Below are 16,571 nucleotides of genomic sequence, written 5' to 3'. Positions count from 1 at the left end.
CAGAAGGAATGAAGGATCTCTATTCTCACAGAAAAGAAACAATAGAGAGAATCTTTGGAACAGCAAAAGAGAACCACGGATTCAGATATACGCAGATGTATGGCAAGGCGCGGATGGAAATGAAGGTCGCGCTTACCTTTGCGTGTATGAATCTAAAAAAGCTTGCAAGAATCAAGCATGAATGGCGGTTAGAGATGGCCTGATAGAGGCCGTTTCTATCCTTTATTATCAATAAAACACTCGCGAAAAAGAAAAATGGTCTTGAGAGCTACGCTCTCAGGACCACTTTGTCTACAGTCTGAATCGGAGACAGTTTTCTGTCTCCGATTTCTATTTACATTCGCTTAGGCAAACTTGTTAAATTCCGGCTTGTATTCGTATCCAAGGTCACGCAACTTGATAACAATTGCCTCCATCTCATCGCTACTGATATCAAGTCCTTCTGCCAGTGCATCAAGACTTCCGTATTCATCGCGAAGCTTCATGTTGATAAAGCTTAATAACATCACTGGATCCTGTGGTATCATTTCGTCTCCCTTTTCATGATCAATCCATTTACAGTAATTATCAGTTCTTGGATGCTCTGGCTGTGAGCTCGCCACCTTCTACATCAAACTCTATTGCATCATGAGGCTGAACTCTGTCTTCCAGGATAAGCTTAGCTGACAGCGTCTCTACATACTTCTGAATGTATCTCTTAAGCGGACGAGCTCCATAAATAGGATCATACGCATTCTCTATGACATAGTCCTTGGCTGCAGGAGTCAGACGAACTGTAATCTCTCTGTCTGCAAGACGCTTATTAAGGTCATCTATTACAAGATCAACAATGCCACCGATATTATCCTTGGTAAGAGGCTTGAACATAATGATCTCATCAAGTCTGTTGAGGAACTCTGGCCTGAAGTGCGCTCTAAGGTCCTCCATTGTCTCTTTTTCCGCATCCTCACTAATTGTACCATCGTCCCTGATACCATCAAGAAGGTACTGAGCACCGATGTTTGAAGTCATGATAAGGATTGTATTCTTGAAGTCCACAGTTCTGCCCTGAGAATCCGTAATACGGCCATCATCCAGCACCTGCAGAAGGATATTGAATACATCAGGGTGAGCCTTCTCTACCTCGTCAAAAAGAACTACCGCATAAGGCTTACGTCTTACAGCTTCTGTAAGCTGACCACCCTCATCATATCCTACGTATCCGGGAGGCGCTCCGATAAGACGGGACACGCTGTACTTCTCCATGTACTCACTCATATCGATACGTACCATATTGTTCTCATCATCAAACAATGCCTGGGCAAGACTCTTGGCAAGCTCTGTCTTACCTACACCGGTAGGACCAAGGAACAGGAATGAACCGATCGGCTTGGTAGGATCCTTGATACCTGCCTTTGATCTCATGATAGCTTCCGAAACCTTGACCACAGCATCGTCCTGACCGATTACTCTCTGGTGAAGTTCATCCGGAAGGTGAAGAGTCTTATTTCTCTCACTCTCTGTCAGTTTACTTACAGGGATTCCTGTCCATCTGCTGATAATGCCGGCAATTTCTTCATCCGAAACTCTCTCATGAACGAGGGTTGTTTCAGACTCTCTTTCTCTTACTGCAGCCTCAGCTTCTTCCAGTTCTTTTTTAAGTGCAGGAAGTTTGCCGTACTGAAGTTCTCCGGCCTTCTCATAATCACCGTTTCTCTGAGCTATAGCTATCTCAGAGTTGATGGTATCTATCTGTTCACGCATGGCCGCAAGCTTATCCACAGCCTCTTTTTCATTGGACCACTGAGCCTTCCTAAGATCGAACTCTTCCTTGAGCTCAGCCAGCTCTTTCTGAAGATTGGATAATCTCTCCTTACTAAGGGAATCATCCTCTTTCTTAAGGGCAGCTTCTTCTATCTGCATCTGCATGATCTTACGATTTAGCTCATCAAGTTCAGCCGGCATGGAATCCATCTCGGTCTTGATAAGAGCACAGGCTTCATCCACCAGGTCAATAGCCTTATCAGGAAGGAACCTGTCTGAAATATATCTGTTTGAAAGAACTGCTGCACTCACCAGGGCGCTGTCCATTATCTTAACTCCATGGTAAACTTCGTATCTCTCCTTGAGACCACGAAGAATACTGATGGTATCCTCAACTGTAGGCTCATCCACCATTACAGGCTGAAAACGTCTCTCAAGAGCTGCATCCTTCTCAATATACTGTCTGTACTCATTGAGAGTTGTGGCACCTATACAGTGAAGTTCTCCTCTTGCCAGCATAGGCTTGAGCATATTGCCGGCGTCCATGGCACCGTCAGTCTTGCCTGCGCCAACAATAAGATGAAGCTCATCTATGAAAAGAATTATCTCTCCGTCTGATTCCTTAACATCCTCAAGGACTGCCTTGAGTCTTTCCTCAAATTCGCCTCTGTACTTGGCTCCGGCCACCAAAGCACCCATATCCAGTGAAAAGATCTTTTTGTCCTTAAGGGCTGTTGGCACATCTCCGCTGGCTATTCTCTGAGCCAAAGCCTCAACAACTGCCGTCTTACCAACACCGGGTTCACCGATAAGTACAGGATTATTCTTGGTCTTACGGGAAAGAATCCTGATTACATTTCTGATCTCAGTATCCCTTCCGATAACAGGATCAAGCTTCTGGCGTCTTGCCTTCTCGACCAGCTCAGTTCCGTACTTGTTAAGTGTGTCATAGGTAGCCTCAGGGTTGTCTGTAGTAACGTTTCTGTTACCTCTTACCTCTGATAAAACCTGAAGGAATCTGTTCCTGTCGATGCCGAACTCTCTTAGTATCTCTTTGACCTCTCTGTTGGGCTTCTTGATAACAGCCATAAACAGATGCTCAACAGATACGTACTCATCTCCGAGGGCCTTGGCCTCGTCCTCTGCAGATAAAAGAGCCTTATTAAGCTCAGGTCCTACATAAGGATTACCGCCCTGAACTTTGGTGCGCTTGCCTATTCCCTGCTCAATTCTGTTAAGGAAGGATCCTGTATCAATTCCCATTCTCTCAACGAGCTTGGCTATAAGACTGTCCTCTATAGTCATAAGAGCATACAGAAGGTGCTCCTGTTCTATCTCCTGATTGCCATAATCAAGTGCAACCTTCTCGCAGCTGTTAACTGCCTCTATAGATTTCTGTGTAAATTTCTGTATATTCATAATGCCTCCTCTCCCGTGTAATACACGTAATCAGGCTTTTATTACGCAATAAAGGATTGTTATTGTTGTTCTATTACAACTATAACAATCCTTTTTTCTTATGTCAACACCCTCACGAAAAAATATTCTCTGTATAACAGCTGCAAAGCTTGCCATCCTGCATTTCATCGGAGGTTTCAGTACTCTATGCCGATTCGGGCTTCTACGCCATTATCATAAGGGTGCTTCACCTTCTGCATCTGAGTGATATAATCAGCAGCCTCTGTCATAAAATCCGGCGCATTTCTGCCGGTTAATACAATCTCCATATCCTCCGGCTTATCTTTGATAAGAGCCTTTAGTCTGTCCTTGTCGATAATCCCATAGTTATATGGATATGTAACTTCATCCAGAACAAGAACATCGCACTGCCCGTTCATGATAAGTGTCTCTATTTCAGATAAAATCTCGTTATGAGCCTTAGTGTAACTCTCTATCTGCTGCTGATCATCCTTCCGAAACCATCCAAGGTCTATATTATTCCTAACAATGGTGATTCCAGGGATGTTGCACAGGCTCTTAAGCTCAGAAGTATCCCTGCCCTTCATAAACTGGGAAAAGACAACCTTTTTACCGGCTCCTGCTGCCCTTACAGAAAGGCCAATTGCTGCGGTGGTCTTACCTTTCCCGTCTCCGGTATATAAATGGATCAAGCCTTTACATTCAGACATCTTCTCTCCTCACGCCGTTTCTCTCATGCTGCACTTCGTATTACTGCATGCAGCACACCTTGCATACTTTCTAATTTCTTCTTCCAAAAGAGGTGTGATAAACACCACGCTCTTTTTAGGAATCAGCACATATGCCTCATTGTAAGTTACCATCTTCTGTCCAAGCCGATTCATAAGCCTTGGTAAATCTGTTATAGGAAGTTCCTTATCTCCTGCAAAGGTATAATTTCCAAGAAACTTGCCTGTTAGCTCATGTATCTTTTTATCTATGTCTTCATAGGCCGCCCACAATAGTTCCAGCCCAATGCAATCCAGAATATATCCCTTATGGATATCACCTTTATTCAGAAAGCTCTCCTGATACTCATCAAAGGCCTGTCCAAGAGTAACCAGTACAATTGCCCTTTCCTGTTTCCCATCATTACAATTACTATCCGTGTTTGCATCTACCACATAATGAAACTCGGCATGCACCCTGGGGCTTACACATTTATATAGTCTTGAAATTTCCGCTATATCTTTTTCTTCAAAATGATATCGCCTGATGAAATCAGGCAAACACTTTTCATCAAGCGATACGTTAAGTGGAATAAAATTCATTATTTCTTTTCTTCCTCAACAACTACTGCTTCAACATCTATTGCATTCTTTTCCTGCTCTACCCTATTTGCTGCAGCACCAACCAGTACTGCAGTCACGAGGTTTGTAGCACCATCAACAATAAGAAATACTCCAATAAGGGTTACCGCGATTTCCTTGGCATCTGTCGGATTAAAGAAAAGGAATGCGCCAAGTCCGATGGTTATAATGGCAATGATCAGTGAAATCCACCATTTAGTCGATTTGTACTTAATAAGTGAAGCTGTCTGGCCAAGATTACTAAGCCCGCTCACCAGGATAAATATACCAAAAAGCTTAGGAATGAAGTCTGTAAACTTTCCGGGATTTGCAAATATCCAGGCACCAACTGCAGCTATAATTATGCCGGCTACAAAACCACCTGAGATAGTCAGGCTCTTTTCCTTGCGGAACAAATATCCACCAATTAAGATTATTCCTATAACAATCAAAAGAACTGCCAAAGTCCTGGCAATGACATCAAGGCTTGCCGCTGTCCACACCGCCAGCACTATTCCCACTACTATAAGTACTGCCGCACGAATCAGATAATCAGGTCTTATATTCTTTAATATTTTCATAATAAACTTCCCTTCCAATGCCTATTTCTTTATGTACTGATTGCACTTCGGTCAATCATCTACGAAACATTATACTCCCATCATCTCCAATGTGCTCTTAATTTCTTTGAAATTCACTTTGATTTTCCCATCATATATAGCAATTGGCACTACATCATCAAAAGTATAAATGGTCGGCGTTACTTCTTCTGCAAAAACGTAGGATATAACTATCCTTTTCTTGGGATCAACTATCCAATACTCTCTTACCCCTGCATCTTCATATTTCGCCAGTTTCACTGTCATATCCTTTTTCTTGGTGGAATCAGATATAATCTCAACAATGAAGTCCGGTGCCCCCATAATATTCTTTTTGCCATAGTATTTATCTTTGTCGCACACTATTATAATGTCAGGCTCCACCATAGTCTTATCATCCTTATTAAGTTGAACACCAAGCGGAGAAAAGAAAACCTGACATTTACCTTTTCGAGATGAAATTGAATTAATGAGTGTATTGGATATTTCTCTGGCTACTATCTGATGGTCTAAACCTGGAGCAGACATATCATAAAACTTACCATCGATAAGTTCCTTTCGATTGCCCTCCGGAAGAGCCCAATAATCAGAAACTGTATATTTATCACTTTTCCCTTTTGAACCATATTCTATCTCCGGTTCACACAGCCCATTTTCGCCAAAAGAACTATTTCTTTGCGTAAGTGCAATTTCCTTAGACTCTCTGAGTGTTTCAAATGCTTTCTCGAGAGCTACAATAGTATCATGCCTGGGAGATTTGGTTTTCCCTGTGAATATCTTCTGAATCACAGCCGCCTCAAGGCCTGACAAATTTGCCAACAGTTTGTAAGAATATCCACCGTGCTTTTTTATCTCAATCATCTCTTCGATTGTCATATACATTATTCTCCTTAATGACTAGCCTAATGTTAAATAAATCGTTTTCTTCTCGTAGAATATATGACATTTTCATGTATCTTACTTGATATTATGTGACATTTTTTGACATTTTGCAATCCTAAGCCATTTCCATTACAATAGTGGTGAAGTACGGCAACGTCATCAAAAGAGCGTCAATAAACAACAAAAGAAAGAGATAGATTATGGTAATTAAAAATGTAAACCTGGAAACAGTATGTGGAATAACCAGCACCCTTCCGGAAAATATCCATCCGGAATTCGCCTTCGCAGGCAAAAGTAACGTAGGTAAAAGTTCCCTTATAAACGGCATCATGAACCGTAAGAACTATGCCAGAACTTCACAGGAACCCGGTAAAACTCAGACCATCAACTACTACAACATTAACGACGAGTTCTACCTTGTGGATCTTCCCGGCTACGGCTTTGCAAGAGTGCCCGAAAAGGTCAAGGAGCAGTGGGGCAAGATGATTGAGAATTATCTTCACACCTCCAAGCAGCTCCTCAGAGTGTTCTTGTTAATAGATATCAGACATGAGCCTTCAGCCAACGATGTTCAGATGTACAAGTGGATTGTTCATCAGGGCTTCCAGCCTGTCATCATCGCAACTAAATCAGATAAGATAAAAAAATCCCAGCATGAGAAGCATCTTAACATGCTCCGCAACACACTGGGACTTCCTGATGAAATTAAGATTTTCCCTTACTCAGCCCTTTCAAAAGAAGGTCGTCAGGAAATATATGATTTCATGGATGAACTTTTGGCAGAAGCCAAGGGCATATCAGAAGAATAAAAAATACGCCACCGAGTAATCGGTGGCGTTTACTTTACTATTTACTTTGCCTGCTTAAGCTTCTTCTGATCCTTGTGAACGATCAGTGGCTGACTTGTTCCATCCACGGACGCGTCTGTAATAACGCACTCGCTGATGGTCTCATCTGATGGAATCTCATACATAACATCCATCATAGTCTTCTCCATGATTGAACGAAGACCACGGGCTCCTGTTTCTCTCTCGTAAGCCATCTGAGCAATCTTGTGTACAGCCTCATCCTCGAAGGTAAGCTTTACATCATCGAAATCAAAGAGCTTCTGATACTGCTTAACAAGAGCATTCTTGGGTTCAGTTAAGATTCTCATAAGAGCTTCCTTGGAAAGTCCCTCAAGTGTTACAGTGATAGGCACACGTCCTACAAACTCAGGGATAAGTCCAAACTTAACAAGATCCTGAGGAGTAACCTCTTTGAGTACCTCTCCGATCTCTCTTTCTGACTTATCTGCTATCTCAGCGTTAAATCCAATAGAGTTGCGGTCAAGTCTTGCCTCAACAATCTTATCAAGGCCATCAAAAGCACCGCCGCAGATAAAGAGAATATTGCTGGTATCAATCTGGATAAGCTCCTGATGTGGATGCTTACGTCCGCCCTGAGGAGGAACGCTGGCAACAGTACCCTCTACAATCTTAAGAAGTGCCTGCTGAACACCTTCACCTGATACATCACGTGTAATAGAAACATTCTCGCTCTTCTTGGTAATCTTATCTATCTCATCGATATAGACAATACCGTACTGAGCTCTCTCAATATCATAGTCTGCATTCTGAATAAGCTTAAGAAGAATGTTCTCAACATCTTCACCTACATATCCGGCCTCTGTAAGAGTTGTAGCATCTGCTATAGCAAACGGAACATTGATAATCTTGGCCAAAGTCTGTGCCAGATATGTCTTACCTGAACCTGTAGGTCCAATCATAATGATGTTACTCTTCTGAAGCTCAACATCATTCTTGTCATCATTTTTGGGAGCAAGGACTCTCTTGTAATGGTTGTATACTGATACAGCCAAAACCTTCTTGGCCTCATCCTGACCGATTACATACTCATCAAGGAAATTTCTGATCTCAACAGGCTTAAGAAGATTTATCTGCTGAGCTCTGCCTGTGACTGGCTCGTCCTCAAACTCTTCCTCAATAATATCAGCACATATATCTACACACTCGTCACAGATATACACACCTGCAGGTCCTGCTATTAACTTTTTAACCTGATCCTGTGTCTTGTTACAAAAAGAGCACCTGATCTCTCCGGAATTCTTTCCTGCCATATTACTCCAATCTAAAACTTATATTATTACTATCTCACAAGATAAATACTGACCTTATGGCATCAGTCTTTCTTTTCGCTAGGACGATTCTCGATAATAGAATCGATAAGTCCGTAGTCAAGTGCTTCCTGAGCTGAAAGCCAGTTGTCTCTCTCAGTATCGGCAGCAACCTGCTCGTAAGTCTTGCCTGTGTTTGCAGCAAGCATTCTGTTCATCTTCTCTTTGGTCTTCAAGATGTGCTTGGCAGCAATCTCAATTTCTGTAGCCTGACCCTGCGTTCCGCCAAGAGGCTGGTGAATCATAACCTCTGCATTAGGAAGAGCCATTCTCTTGCCCTTTGCACCGCCTGCAAGAAGGAAAGCGCCCATGCTGGCAGCCATACCAATGCAGATTGTGCTTACATCACACTTGATGTAGTTCATTGTGTCATAAATAGCCATACCGGAAGAAATCTCTCCTCCCGGGCTGTTGATGTACATATGAATGTCCTTATTAGGATCTTCAGCTTCAAGGAAAAGGAGCTGAGCTACAATTGTGCTGGCTGATGCAGCGTTAACTTCTTCCCCAAGGAATACTATTCTCTCTTTTAAAAGTCTGGAATAGATATCGTAAGATCTCTCTCCACGGCTTGTTTGTTCAATGACATAAGGTATTAAACTCATTTCAATCATCCTTTCTAAAATAATGCATAGTAATGCACATACCAACTACATTATAATGCTTTTTTGTACTTTTTTAAAGTTTTTTAGTATAAGTACCAATTGTATCACGCAAATATGTTTTACACAATCTATTTTATGTAAAAAAGGTGCGGGGACGCATATGCATCTCCGCACCTTGAATTTACAAAGAATAATGGATTAAGCCTCTTCCTCTGTCTTCTTCTTTCTAGTTGTTCTCTTTGGCTTCTCCTCAGCATCATTGTCAGCTGCTGCCTTCTTAGTTGTTGTCTTTTTTGTAGTTGTCTTCTTAGCTGGCTTCTCCTCAGCGTCCTTGTCAGCTGCTGCCTTCTTGGTAGTAGTCTTCTTAGCTGCTGCCTTCTTAGCGCCTTCCTTAACGTTCTCTACAAGGAAGTCTGCTGCCTTCTGAACTGTAAGGTCCTCACGCATTGTCTTGAGTTCGCCTTCGCCCATAAGACCCTTAAGCTTGTCAGCATCCATCTTGTACTGCTCAGCCATCTTAGCAAGCTCTGCATCGAAATCATCATCAGATACTGTGATCTTCTCAGCCTCAGCAACTGCCTCAAGAACGAGTCTAGCCTGAATTCTCTCGATAGCCTGTGGTCTAACCTGCTCAAGCATCTTGTCTACAGTGTTACCTGTGTACTGCATGTACTGATCGAAGTTCATACCCTGCATCTGAAGTCTCTGTGCAAAGTCGTTAACGATCTGTCTCTGCTGAGTCTCGATCATAGCCTCAGGAAGCTCCATCTCTGAATCTTCGATAACAGCCTTAACTACGAGATCCTCTCTCTTAGCCTTCTCATCAGCTGTCTTGCGCTCTACGAGCTTATTCTTAACATCTTCCTTGTACTCAGCAAGTGTCTCGAACTCTGAAACTTCGCTAGCGAACTCATCGTTAAGCTCAGGAAGCTCCTTAGCCTTGATAGCCTTAACTGTGCACTTGAATGTAGCAGCCTTACCAGCAAGGTCCTCAGCCTGGTAATCCTCAGGGAATGTTACATTAACATCGCCTTCCTTACCAATTTCAAATCCAACAAGCTGCTCCTCGAATCCAGGAATGAATGCACCTGAACCGATTGTAAGAGGATAATCTGTTCCCTTACCGCCCTGGAAAGCAACTCCGTCTACAAATCCTTCAAAATCAAGAGTTACGATATCGCCATCCTTAACAGCTCTATCTGTAACTTCTACTGTTCTAGCGTTTGTGTTACGCTGCTTGTCGATCTCAGCGTCAACATCCTCATCAGTAACCTCTACGTCCATCTTAGGAACTTCTACGCCCTTATATTTACCGAGCTTAACTGGTGGCTTAAGAGCTACTTCTGCTGTGAAGATGAAATCCTTACCAGCCTCAAGCTGCTCTACATCAATCTTAGGTGAAGATACAACGCTCTCACCGCACTCTTCAACTGCCTTAGGATATTCCTCTTCGATGAGCTCGTTAGCTGCATCCTCATAGAATACTCCCTTACCATACATCTGCTCGATCATCTTACGAGGAGCCTTACCCTTACGGAATCCAGGAAGCTGGATCTTGTTCTTATTCTTCTCATATGCCTTCTGCATAGCCTTCTCAAGCTGATCTGCAGAAACTGTGATTTTAAGCTTAGCCATGCTCTTCTCGAGCTTTTCTACTGTTACGCTCATGTTACTTTTGTTTCCTCCTAAAAAAGTCTTAGCCCCATTTGGGCACAATCGCTTAACATTTTAACATAGAGATTTATTAATTTCCACACTTTTTTGATTAATCTATTGTCTCTCTACTCATTTGTGAATTAGAATATCTGCGATCTCCGGTAACATCCTCATCAAACCATTCTGCAGACCTATAATTTCTTGCAGCTTCTTCACTTGGGAACTCAACTTCTGCCAAAATCCTGCCTTCGAAAGGGGCATGGAACACATCCAGTTCAATCTTGATCTCGCCCTTTTTCAGCATTTCTTTTGTCACCTGGTCTTTTTCCAGATATTCTACAGAAAAAGCGTCTTCGTTAAGGGGAATCAAATATCTCCTCTTTCTAATGACGTTGCCATCTGCCTTGGCCGCCATGTGATCATAGCTTGTCTTATCCAAAGGCATATTATACTCGACCTGTCCGATTTCCCCGGTATTGTTCTCGATATCCTCAAAAGGAGAACCTTTGTATGTCATATAATAAATATCATCTTCTCTTCTGACTCTGATAGCCGGATGCACATTTAAATATCCCTGCTCAATATCATGGTAGGAATATTTTTCCAAATCAAACGGTATTTCTTTAACCGTGAACTTCTTTTCTATCTCAATTCCCATACTCTTGCTCCTTTAATTTTGCAAAATAACCCGCCCCCAAAAATGTATAACTCAATTTACTCCCATAATAATACCCCTGCAATTATCTGTATATCCCTCTCCGAGAATATGCTAGAATAAATCTGATATTACTTATATAAACAACGTGGAGGATACTATGGCTAAAACAGCTATTTTTCTTGCAGACGGATTCGAAGAAATCGAGGCTCTTACAGTGGTTGACCTTCTCAGAAGAGCAGGCATAGAGATAACCACCGCTTCCATAATGGGAAGAAAAGAGGTAACCGGTTCCCACAACATCACTGTAATTGCCGATGCACTAATAGAAGACATCGACTTTGATGACATTGACATGCTGATACTTCCAGGCGGCCAGCCCGGCACCACCAATCTGTTTAATTGTGAACCATTAAAAGAAAAAATCAAAGAATTTGATTTTAAGGACAAAATGCTCTGTGCAATCTGTGCTGCCCCTACCGTATTTGGCAGGATGGGCCTTCTTAATGGCAAAAAAGCCTGTTGCTATCCGGGCTGTGAAGTGGACCTTAACGGCGCTGATGTTCAGACTACTGCTGTTACAGAGGATGGACATTTTATTACAAGCCGCGGAATGGGAACAGCTATCGAATTTGGTCTTGCAATCATCGCGCATTTGCTTGATGGAAATGCGGCTGCAAATATGTCTTCCAAGATAGTATATAAATAACAAAAAGGCGGTTCCGGATTCATTCTGGAACCGCTTATTATTCATCACTTCTCAAATACTTTCTTAACATTCTCATAGCTTTCTACATCACCGATATCATATCTCTTTCCCGGCATAACAAAAGCGTACATTGTCTTTTGTCTGCTAAGCCATGCTGCAAAGCTGCCTGGTGCATCATATCCGCAGCCATCATCCAAAGCATCCTGAATGCTACCCAGATCCTCTGCTTTGTAGAAATAGAACGGCGGAACAGCGTGATTTCCCTTGGGCTCCATGGGCTTTTCTTCGTAAGAAGTAATCTTTCCGTCCTCTTCCATAGTTATAACCGCAGTTTTCCTCAGGGCTTCCAGTCGGTTTTCTTCATGGCACATAACACAGGAAGCATCCTTACTTACTGCAAAATCCACGAATTTCTGCAAAGAGAAATCCAAAAGATTATCCCCTGCCATAACAAGACAATCCTCTTTAATATTAGCCTCTTTGGCCGCAAGCTGAATATCTTTAACTGCGCCAAGTCTGGTTTCGTTACTGATAGTGCCATCATCCACAATAGTAATATTGCCGCCTCTTTCTCTGGCCCATTCCTCGAATATGCCTGCAAACTTATGATTAGAAACTACAACAAATTCGTCTATCTGGTCCTTAATATCATCAATAAGCCAGTCCAGAATTGCCTTATCACCAACCTTAAGAAGTGGCTTTGGAAAATTCTCTGTAAGGGGATACAGCCTTGTAGCATATCCGGCTGCTAAAATAATACACTTCATAGTTTTACTCCATCCGCAATATCACAAATATATGATGAGTACTTGCCTTCTAATCCGGGGTACTCTGAAAGATAATTCTGCTTCACAAAGGCTTCAATTGAATCCGCCTTATCAGGATCTATCAAGGCCATACAACAGCCCTTAAAGCCTGCTCCGCTAAATCTTCCTCCGTAAATACCTTCAGTCTTTGTCATTATGTTATACAAAGATATTAGTTCAGGGCATCCGCATTCATAGTTTTCTACAGAGCTCTTTCCGCTGGCAAACACCAGCCTTCCGTACTCCTCAAGGTCTCCGTATTTCCAAGCTTCCGCTCCTGCCTGAGCTCTTTCTATTTCAGTAAAAAAGTGCTCTGCTCTTCTTCTGAACTTCTCCGGAAGTCGATCTTTATAGCTGTCATAGACTTCTCTTGGCACGTCACGAAGCCTGGTATCAGCAAACTTTCCGTAGGGCATTCCTGCATAAGATAAAAGACTATATGCAGCCGCCTTACATTCATCCTGTCTAAGGTTGTAGTCACTGTTAGCAAGAGATCTCTCAAGTCCGCTAAAGAATATTGCAACCTTGAAAGGCTTCATGGCATCATTTCTTGGGATTAGTTCAAAGCTGTCATCTGCACAATCAAGATAAAGAAGATGATTCTTTTTGCACAGAACCTCGCAGGACTGATCCAACTTACCGCAGTTAACGCCAACATATTTGTTTTCGGCAGCTTTCGCCATCATAATGGCTTCCCACTGACCAAGTGATATGTTATTAACCTTGGCAAGGGCTGACAAAAAAGCTATGATAACCGCTGCTGAAGAACTAAGTCCTCCGATAGGGAGGGATCCTTCTATTACAGCTGATAAGCCGATTCTAAGAGGATACTTCTCTGAAAGCTCTCTGGCAGCACCTCGTAAATGGTCTGCCCAATCTCCCACTTTTTCATCAGGAATAGACATAACATGGAACTGAGCTCTCTTGGGAAAATCCACTGACTGGACTTCTATTACTCCATTCATCTTGGCTGAATAGGCCATGTGAATGCCTTTATCAATTGCAAATCCATTGATCTTACCATACTGATGATCAATGTGAGCCCCAAGTGGTGATATTCTGTATGGACAAAAAGATATCCCCTCAGGCTCTTTATGATAAAACTGGTTGTAAACCTCAATACATTTCATGTAGTTATATTTCCTTTTTCATCATATTTTTCTGGTGGATTCAGCCTCAATAAGCTCTCCAGGGAAAATAAGATGCTTGTGGCCTCTCTTTTCCTCAATGAGGTCAAATATTAGTCTCATGGTCTCCTCTGAAATGTCAGAAAGAGGCTGACGTATTGTAGTAAGTCTTGGAATAGAGAAGGTTGCTATATCCTGGCCGTCAAAGCCAGCTACAGAAACGTCTTCAGGAACTCTGATACCTGCATCAGCAAGTGCTCGCAGTGCTCCCACAGCCAATACATCCGAGATGCAGAAAATAGCCGTAAATTCTGCACCTGATTCTATCAGTGATTTAGTAGTCTCATAGCCGTTCTGCATAGCATAAATCCTACGATCTACGTATTTGACCAATCTTTCATCCAGTTCTATACCGTGTTTTCTGAGAGCGTCGCAGTATCCATCATAGCGAAGTCTTACAACAGATGGCTCATCATTACCCTCTGTAAGAATTGCAATTTTCCTGTGCCCCAGGCCTATAAGATATTCAACCATCTTACGGCTTTCTACGGCATCATCAACTGATACTGTGGAATATGCGTTTCTTCCGAGATTATCTGAAATATCAGATCCAATGGTTGCAAAAATAACAGGAACATTAAGTTGCTTCAATCTGTTAGCATCCTGTTTGGAACTTCCGCCAAGGAAAATTATTCCGCGAAGTCTTTTTTCTTTTTCCAGCTCAAGAGCAACATTAACCTCGTTCTCATAGGCTTCAACGTGTCTAAGGACCACGGCATAACCCTTATTCTCTGCCTCCTGCTCAATCGTTTCAATGATAGGAGTAAAGAATGGGTTCGTAATACCCTTTACCAGAACTCCGATACACTTAGCATCGGTTCTCTTAAGGTTTCGGGCACTATTATTTGGAATATACCCTGTTTCCTTTATCACATCCATTATTCGCTGCTTGGTTTCAGGATTGATATCCGAGTGGTTATTGATTGCTCGTGATACCGTGCTGACTCCGACGCCGCAGCGCTTTGCTATTTCTCTGATTGTTATCTCCGCCATTTGTTTTCCCTTTATAAAATAATAAGTTTCCATGCATGCTTATATCCACACACATGGAAACTCTTAATTTACATTCACACAATTTGTCTGTGATATATATGCAAAAACAAGTACAAGCCTATTTATAATATCAGATATCACTTAAGTCTGCCATAGATTCTGGCATAATCATGCATTTTACTGCAAAGTTCGTCAGTAAGTGCATTCTTATCCATTCTCCATACCCAGTTTCCTCCAAGAGTTGAAGGAGTATTTATTCTGGCTGACATGTCGAGTTCAAGATAATCCTGCATAGGAATAATTGCTGTATCCGAAACAGATGCAAAGGCTGCTCTTATACACTCCCAAACAGCATCCTTGGCATAGTGAATTCCCAAATACTCCTTACAGAATTTTTTATCATTCTTGGGAAGACGGTTGTACCAACCTCTTGTGGTCTCATTGTCATGAGTTCCCGTATAAACAATACAATTCTTGGTGTAGTTATGAGGAAGGTAATCACTCTCCTCACGGGAGTCAAAGGCAAATTGCAAAATCTTCATTCCTGGGAAGCCGGTTCTCTTAACAAGCTTGATAACAGAAGGTGTAAGATAACCAAGGTCCTCAGCAATAACCTTCTTTTCACCGAGCTCTTTTTTCATAGTATCGAAAAGATCATATCCTGGGCCCTTTCTCCACTCGCCGATCTCAGCAGTTGGATTTCCGTATGGTATTGCGTAATACTCATCAAAGCCTCTGAAATGATCAATTCTGACTACATCGTAGAGCTTATAGCAGTGAGCAATTCTCTTCATCCACCACTTGTAGCCTGTCTTCTTGTGATAATCCCATCTGTAGAGAGGATTGCCCCAAAGCTGACCTGTTGCAGAGAATGCATCAGGAGGACATCCTGCCACGTCGATAGGTGTATTCTTCTTATCAAGCTGAAATAACTCAGGGTTAGCCCAGGTATCAGCACTGTCAAAGGCAACATAAATCGGGATATCACCGATTATTTCAATTCCCTTGCCATTAGCATATTCCTTGAGCGCGGTCCACTGTTTAAGGAACATAAACTGAAGGAATGAATAAAACTCAACCTCAGCTGCATACTTAGTAAAAGCAGCCTTCATAGCAGCGCTCTTACGAAGTCTGATATCCTCATCCCAGGTAATCCAGGATCTGCCGCCATTTGCATTTTTAAGAGCCATGAAAAGAGAATAATCCTTAAGCCAGTCATTGTCAGGGCTCTTCTTGAATGCCTCAAATTCCTTTTTAAGAGTCTTGGCATTCCTCGCCTTATCCAGATTCTCAAAAGCCTTCTGCAGAAGTTTATATCTTGATCTGTAAAGTTTCTCGTAATCTATATACTCGTCAGAGCTTCCAAAATCATATTTGTCAGCTTCTGCCTTGGTCAAAAGACCTTCCTCAATAAGTTTGGTTATATCTATGAAATATGGATTTCCGGCAAATGTTGAAAAAGACTGATAAGGAGAATCGCCATAGCTTGTAGGTCCCAAAGGAAGGATCTGCCAATAGCTCTGTCCGGCCTTTTCCAAAAAGTCCACAAACTCATAAGCCTGCTTGGAAAATGCTCCTATGCCATATTCAGATGATAATGAAAAAATAGGAAGGAGAACACCACATGCTCTTGTCTGTTTCTGTTTACTCTTTGCCATTTTTTACCCTCTCATTCTATTAAAAAATAAGACTATATATCTAGAAAATATAAATCCGGAAATTATTGCATATTCCCGGTAACGTTTCCATAAACTAACTTTACCACCATTCATGGTCCATCGCAACAACTATTTTAAGTGCCTTCAACGTAAAA

The 16,571-nt window shown here is 42.0% G+C and carries 16 protein-coding genes and 1 pseudogene; 3 read left to right on the top strand and 14 right to left on the bottom strand.

Annotated features, from left to right (window positions below):
- Positions 1–185: pseudogene (locus G613_RS0107235) on the top strand (transposase); the annotation flags it as partial.
- A gap of 159 nt (positions 186–344) precedes the next feature.
- Here G613_RS0107235 and G613_RS0107230 read toward each other — a convergent pair.
- The 6 genes from G613_RS0107230 to G613_RS0107205 all read right to left on the bottom strand — a co-directional run bounded on the left by G613_RS0107230 (position 345) and on the right by G613_RS0107205 (position 5,965).
- Positions 345–527, bottom strand: a complete 183-nt coding sequence (locus G613_RS0107230; protein WP_029232024.1) for a DUF4250 domain-containing protein — start codon at positions 525–527, stop codon at positions 345–347.
- Positions 528–567: 40 nt separating this feature from the next.
- A complete protein-coding gene (gene clpB, locus G613_RS0107225; RefSeq protein ID WP_029232023.1) occupies positions 568–3,162 on the bottom strand; it encodes an ATP-dependent chaperone ClpB in 2,595 nt (864 codons plus the stop codon).
- Between the two features lie 176 nt (positions 3,163–3,338).
- Complete coding sequence (locus G613_RS0107220) at positions 3,339–3,872, bottom strand: cob(I)yrinic acid a,c-diamide adenosyltransferase (protein WP_029232022.1); 534 nt, start codon at positions 3,870–3,872, stop codon at positions 3,339–3,341.
- A gap of 9 nt (positions 3,873–3,881) precedes the next feature.
- A complete protein-coding gene (locus tag G613_RS0107215; RefSeq protein WP_029232021.1) occupies positions 3,882–4,472 on the bottom strand; it encodes a hypothetical protein in 591 nt (196 codons plus the stop codon).
- Positions 4,472–5,071 (bottom strand): HdeD family acid-resistance protein, encoded by a 600-nt coding sequence (locus tag G613_RS18560; protein WP_029232020.1) that lies wholly within the window; start codon positions 5,069–5,071, stop codon positions 4,472–4,474. Before G613_RS18560 ends, G613_RS0107215 begins: the two co-directional genes overlap by 1 nt.
- A 69-nt stretch (positions 5,072–5,140) precedes the next feature.
- Positions 5,141–5,965, bottom strand: coding sequence for a Uma2 family endonuclease (locus G613_RS0107205; RefSeq protein ID WP_029232019.1), 825 nt, complete (start codon positions 5,963–5,965; stop codon positions 5,141–5,143).
- 206 nt (positions 5,966–6,171) lie between these two features.
- On the opposite strand from G613_RS0107205, the gene yihA reads away from it, so the two are divergent.
- Positions 6,172–6,780 (top strand): ribosome biogenesis GTP-binding protein YihA/YsxC, encoded by a 609-nt coding sequence (gene yihA, locus G613_RS0107200; protein WP_029232018.1) that lies wholly within the window; start codon positions 6,172–6,174, stop codon positions 6,778–6,780.
- A gap of 41 nt (positions 6,781–6,821) precedes the next feature.
- On the opposite strand, the gene clpX is transcribed toward yihA, so the two are convergent.
- From clpX to G613_RS0107180, 4 genes are all read right to left on the bottom strand, one after another.
- A complete protein-coding gene (gene clpX / locus G613_RS0107195) occupies positions 6,822–8,090 on the bottom strand; it encodes an ATP-dependent Clp protease ATP-binding subunit ClpX (RefSeq protein ID WP_029232017.1) in 1,269 nt (422 codons plus the stop codon).
- A 62-nt stretch (positions 8,091–8,152) separates the two neighbouring features.
- Positions 8,153–8,752 (bottom strand): ATP-dependent Clp endopeptidase proteolytic subunit ClpP, encoded by a 600-nt coding sequence (gene clpP, locus G613_RS0107190; protein ID WP_029232016.1) that lies wholly within the window; start codon positions 8,750–8,752, stop codon positions 8,153–8,155.
- Positions 8,753–8,950: 198 nt separating this feature from the next.
- The gene (tig, locus tag G613_RS0107185) at positions 8,951–10,420 is read right to left on the bottom strand and encodes a trigger factor (RefSeq protein ID WP_029232015.1); all 1,470 of its coding nucleotides are present in this window, start codon (positions 10,418–10,420) and stop codon (positions 8,951–8,953) included.
- Positions 10,421–10,517: 97 nt separating this feature from the next.
- Positions 10,518–11,066 (bottom strand): hypothetical protein, encoded by a 549-nt coding sequence (locus G613_RS0107180; protein ID WP_051151043.1) that lies wholly within the window; start codon positions 11,064–11,066, stop codon positions 10,518–10,520.
- A gap of 157 nt (positions 11,067–11,223) precedes the next feature.
- Between G613_RS0107180 and G613_RS0107175 the strand changes: the two genes are divergently transcribed.
- Complete coding sequence (locus G613_RS0107175; protein ID WP_029232013.1) at positions 11,224–11,772, top strand: DJ-1 family glyoxalase III; 549 nt, start codon at positions 11,224–11,226, stop codon at positions 11,770–11,772.
- A 44-nt stretch (positions 11,773–11,816) separates the two neighbouring features.
- On the opposite strand, the gene G613_RS0107170 is transcribed toward G613_RS0107175, so the two are convergent.
- The 4 genes from G613_RS0107170 to malQ all read right to left on the bottom strand — a co-directional run bounded on the left by G613_RS0107170 (position 11,817) and on the right by malQ (position 16,416).
- Positions 11,817–12,539 carry a nucleotidyltransferase family protein gene (locus G613_RS0107170; RefSeq protein WP_029232012.1) on the bottom strand — a complete coding sequence of 241 codons (723 nt, stop codon included), beginning with the start codon at positions 12,537–12,539 and terminating at the stop codon, positions 11,817–11,819.
- The gene (locus G613_RS0107165) at positions 12,536–13,708 is read right to left on the bottom strand and encodes a galactokinase (protein WP_029232011.1); all 1,173 of its coding nucleotides are present in this window, start codon (positions 13,706–13,708) and stop codon (positions 12,536–12,538) included. The genes G613_RS0107170 and G613_RS0107165 overlap by 4 nt, the downstream gene beginning before the upstream one ends.
- A gap of 21 nt (positions 13,709–13,729) precedes the next feature.
- Positions 13,730–14,758: a LacI family DNA-binding transcriptional regulator gene (locus G613_RS0107160; protein ID WP_029232010.1), complete on the bottom strand. Its 1,029-nt coding sequence runs from the start codon at positions 14,756–14,758 to the stop codon at positions 13,730–13,732.
- Between the two features lie 137 nt (positions 14,759–14,895).
- Positions 14,896–16,416 (bottom strand): 4-alpha-glucanotransferase, encoded by a 1,521-nt coding sequence (gene malQ, locus G613_RS0107155; protein ID WP_029232009.1) that lies wholly within the window; start codon positions 16,414–16,416, stop codon positions 14,896–14,898.
- Positions 16,417–16,571 lie beyond the last annotated feature (155 nt).

This window comes from Butyrivibrio sp. VCB2006 (assembly GCF_000420945.1).
Lineage (GTDB): Bacteria > Bacillota > Clostridia > Lachnospirales > Lachnospiraceae > Butyrivibrio.
This window is presented reverse-complemented; position numbering and strand designations above follow the sequence as displayed.